We start from the raw sequence: 3,719 nt of genomic DNA on the forward strand, positions 1-3,719 counted from the left end.
ACGCACGATTGCGCGACGTTGACCCGCAAACCGCGGCAAGACTGCGACCGAGCGACCCGCAGCGCATCCTCCGCGCGCTGGAAATTTTCGCCGCCACCGGCGCGCCGCTCGCCGCTTTTCAAGGCGCCCGCGAAAAACCCCTGCTCGACGCCCAAAGGTGCCAGCGCCTGTTCATAGCCCCGGAGAGGACGGAGCTGAGGAAGCGGATCGATGCGCGGTTCGACAGGATGATGGAGGCCGGCGCGCTGGAAGAAGTCCGCCGCCTGATGGCGCGCCGGCTCGATCCGGCTTTGCCCGCCATGCGTGCGGTCGGAGTTCCCGGCCTGCTCGCCTTTTTGCGCAACGAGTGTGAGCTTGAGTCGGCGGTGGAGCGCGGCAAGCGCGACAGCCGGCAATATGCAAGGCGCCAGTTCACCTTCGCGCGCACCCAATTGCCGGAATTTTCCTGGGTGGCGCCGGATTTCTAGCCGATTGCGGAAATGCGCGCCAAAACCTTGCTCCGGCCGATCATCGGCAGCAGCTTGGCGAGTTCAGGCCCGGATTCGTGTCCGGTCAGAGCCAGCCGCAGAGGATGGAACAGCGCCTTGCCCTTCAGGCCGGTGGCCTGTTTAAGCGCCTGCGTCCACAGGCCCCAGCTCGACTCGTCCAGCGGCTCCGGCGGCAGCGCGGCCCTGGCGGCGGCAGCGAATTCCGGCTCCAGAGGCTGGGGCGCGATCTCGCCCTCGACGACCTGCCACCAGGTCGCGATATCCGAGAACCTCTCCAGATTTCCCCGCGCCGCCCGCCAGAGGGGCTCGGCCTTGCGGCCGACGATTTCCAGCGCCTCAAGCCGGTCGTGCACAAAATCGTAGGATAGTCCGTGCAGCACACGCTGCGACAGGTGCCGCAATTCCTCGTCGTCAAAACGCGCGCTGTTGCGCGAAATCGAGGCGAGATCGACCAGGCCGGCCAGTTCCGGCAGGCTATGCGCCGGCTGCACGGAGACGGAGGAGCCGGTGAGCGCCGCCATGGCCGCGACCGCGAGGGATTCGACGCCCGCCTCGCGCAGGCCGGCGATCGACAGCGCGCCGGTGCGCTTGGACAATCCCTGCCCGTCCGCTCCGATCAGCAGGTTGTGATGGGCGAACTGCGGCGGATGGGCGGACCCGAGCGCCGCGAAAAGCTGAAGCTGCACCGCCGTGTTGGTGACATGGTCTTCGCCGCGAATGATATGGGTGACGCCAGCGTCGATGTCGTCGACCACCGAGGGCAGCGTGTAGAGATAGGAGCCATCCTCCCGCACCAGCACCGGGTCGGACAGCGAGGCGCAGTCGATATGGCTGGCGCCGCGAATGAGATCTTCCCAGCGTACGACGTCCGGCGACAGCTTGAAGCGCCAGTGCGGCTTGCGCCCCTCCGCCGCCAGCGCGGCGCGCTCGTGTTCGGTCAGTTGCAGGGCGGCGCGGTCATAAACCGGCGGCGCGCCGCGTGCGATCTGCAGCCGGCGCTTGCGCTCCAATTCCTCCGAGGTCTCGAAACAGGGATAGAGCAGGCCCGCCGTTTTCAGTTTCGCCGCCGCCGCGTCATAAAGCGAAAAACGCTCCGATTGGCGCATCTTGCCGTCCGGGTCGACGCCGAGCCAGGCGAGATCGACCTCGATGCCGAGAGCGAATTCTTCCGTCGAGCGCTCCGAGTCGGTATCGTCGAAGCGCAGCAGGAAAGTTCCGCCATGTTTGCGGGCGAAGAAATAGTTGAGCAGCGCCGTTCGGGCGTTGCCGATATGGATTCGGCCGGTCGGAGACGGCGCGAAACGCACGACCGGAGCGACGAACGCGGCAGGAGACTTGACGGACTGATTCATGATAGCAATGGTCTATCGCTTTTGCGCCGGCTCGTCACCTTTGCGCGCCAACTGTCATAGAAACGTGAAAAAAATTGCGCATAAGCGCAACAGGTAGTATCTCACCGAAATATTCCGTGCGATTAAAGAAAGAGATTGGCTGGAATGACCGGAATGATTGCCGCAGTTTTCTGCCTCATCATGACCTTCTTCAATCTCGTCTCGCTGGCCATTGCCGGCTGGCGTTGCCGTCTGCGCAAACAGCCTCTGGATGAGCGCCTGCTGCTCACGGGCCTGGAAAATCCGACCCCGCCGGTCAGCATCGTGCGCCCGGTCTGCGGGTTGGAAACCTTTTCCGAACAGACGCTTCGCTCGACTTTCGAACTCGACTATCCCGATTACGAAGTGCTCTTCTGCGTCCAGAAGAAGAACGACCCGATCATTCCCCTGATCAAGAAACTCCTTGGCGAGCAGCCCGCCGGGCGTGGCTGCCTGCTCGTCGGCGACGATCCGATCAGCCCCAACCCGAAGCTCAACAATTGCTTCAAGGGCTGGCAGGCGGCCAAGCACCAGTGGATCGTGCTGGCCGATTCGAACGTGCTGGCGCCAAAAGATTACCTCCAGCAGATGCTGGTCCGCTTCACGCCGACCGTCGGCCTGGTCTGCTCGCCGCCGCTTGGCGTCCTGCCGCGGGGTTGGCGCGCCCAGCTCGAGTGCGCTTTCCTGAACTCCTTCCAGGCGCGCTGGCAATTCTGCGCCGACGCCATCGGAGCCGGCTTCGCCCAGGGCAAGAGCATGATGTGGCGTCGTGAAATCGTCGAACAGTCGGGCGGCATCGCCGTACTGGCTTCCGAAATCGCCGAGGACGCCGCCGCCACCAAACTGGTGCGCAACGCCGGGATGACCGTCGCCCTGGTCGATCGTCCCTTCGGCCAGCCGCTCGGGCCGCGCACGCTGCGCGCCATATACCAGCGCCAGACCCGCTGGGCGCGCCTGCGCCGCGCCAGTTTCCCGCTGATGTATGCCCCGGAAGTTTTCTCCTGCTCGCTGCTGCCCATGCTCGCCGGCGCCTACGCGGCGCGTGATTTCGGCTTCGAGCCCTGGACCGTCGTGGCCCTGGTCGCCGCCCTCTATCACCTGCCCGAAGCCTTCGCCAACTGGGCTTTGCGCTGGCCGACCAACCTGCTCTCGCCCGTCAACTATCTGCTGCGCGACCTGCTTTTCCCGGTGATCTGGATCGACGGCTGGCTCGGCGACGATTTCGTCTGGCTCGGCAATTCGATGACCGTGCGGGAGGATGTCGACGAGACGGTCGACGGCGCGGCGTAACGAGGCCCGGAAAAAATTGATCAAGCCTCCGCTTGATGTTTGTTGCTGGTCAAGCCTCCGCTTGACATGGACGCCAAATCGCTGCGTCATGCGTCCATCGTCAACAACCGAAAGGAGGTGTTCCGTGTCTCATTGTTCTGCGCCGCAACTGCCGGCTTCCGGGATCCGGAGCGAAATAACCCTTCTGGCAGGCAGCGTCGCTTAAGCAGCGCCGCCAATGGGTTTGCCGCCTTGCGGTCAAACAATGGAAGGGTCGCCCGCAAGGGCGGCCCTTCGCATTTTAGGAAAGCGGCATTCGCCCAGTTTCGTCATTGCGAGCGACAGCGAAGCAATCCAGTCTAAAGCCGCAAGCTCAACCCTGCGAGGCTGCGCCAAAGAATTTCAAGTCTTTCGTGCACCGTCCCCGGATAGCCAAAAGCAGCTGGATGAAACGTTGTCGTGGCTCTAGGCTCCGGACTCAATTAGCCCACCATGTGATCATGGCGGCGATATAAACAGCGCTCGCGAAGACGTGGGCGAGTTTGTCGTATCGGGTGGCAACGCGTCTCCAATCCTTGAGGCGGCAGAACAT

At 63.7% G+C, this 3,719-nt stretch carries 3 protein-coding genes and 1 pseudogene; 2 read left to right on the plus strand and 2 right to left on the minus strand.

Features of this window, described 5'->3' with window-relative positions:
* The coding region (locus tag ACLP2E_RS16815) for a tRNA (adenosine(37)-N6)-dimethylallyltransferase (RefSeq protein ID WP_442466583.1) at positions 1-467 on the plus strand (467 nt) is incomplete at its 5' end.
* On the opposite strand, the gene gltX is transcribed toward ACLP2E_RS16815, so the two are convergent.
* Positions 464-1,840: a glutamate--tRNA ligase gene (gltX, locus tag ACLP2E_RS16820; RefSeq protein ID WP_442466584.1), complete on the minus strand. Its 1,377-nt coding sequence runs from the start codon at positions 1,838-1,840 to the stop codon at positions 464-466. The two genes, ACLP2E_RS16815 and gltX, sit on opposite strands and share 4 nt — an antisense overlap.
* 144 nt (positions 1,841-1,984) lie before the next feature.
* Here gltX and ACLP2E_RS16825 point away from each other — a divergent pair, with 144 nt between their 5' ends.
* Complete coding sequence (locus tag ACLP2E_RS16825) at positions 1,985-3,148, plus strand: ceramide glucosyltransferase (protein WP_442461210.1); 1,164 nt, start codon at positions 1,985-1,987, stop codon at positions 3,146-3,148.
* A 457-nt stretch (positions 3,149-3,605) separates the two neighbouring features.
* On the opposite strand, the pseudogene ACLP2E_RS16830 reads toward ACLP2E_RS16825, so the two are convergent.
* Positions 3,606-3,719, minus strand: a pseudogene (locus ACLP2E_RS16830) (IS5/IS1182 family transposase); the annotation flags it as partial.

Source organism: Rhodoblastus sp., from assembly GCF_052145335.1.
Classification (GTDB): Bacteria; Pseudomonadota; Alphaproteobacteria; order Rhizobiales; family Beijerinckiaceae; genus Rhodoblastus.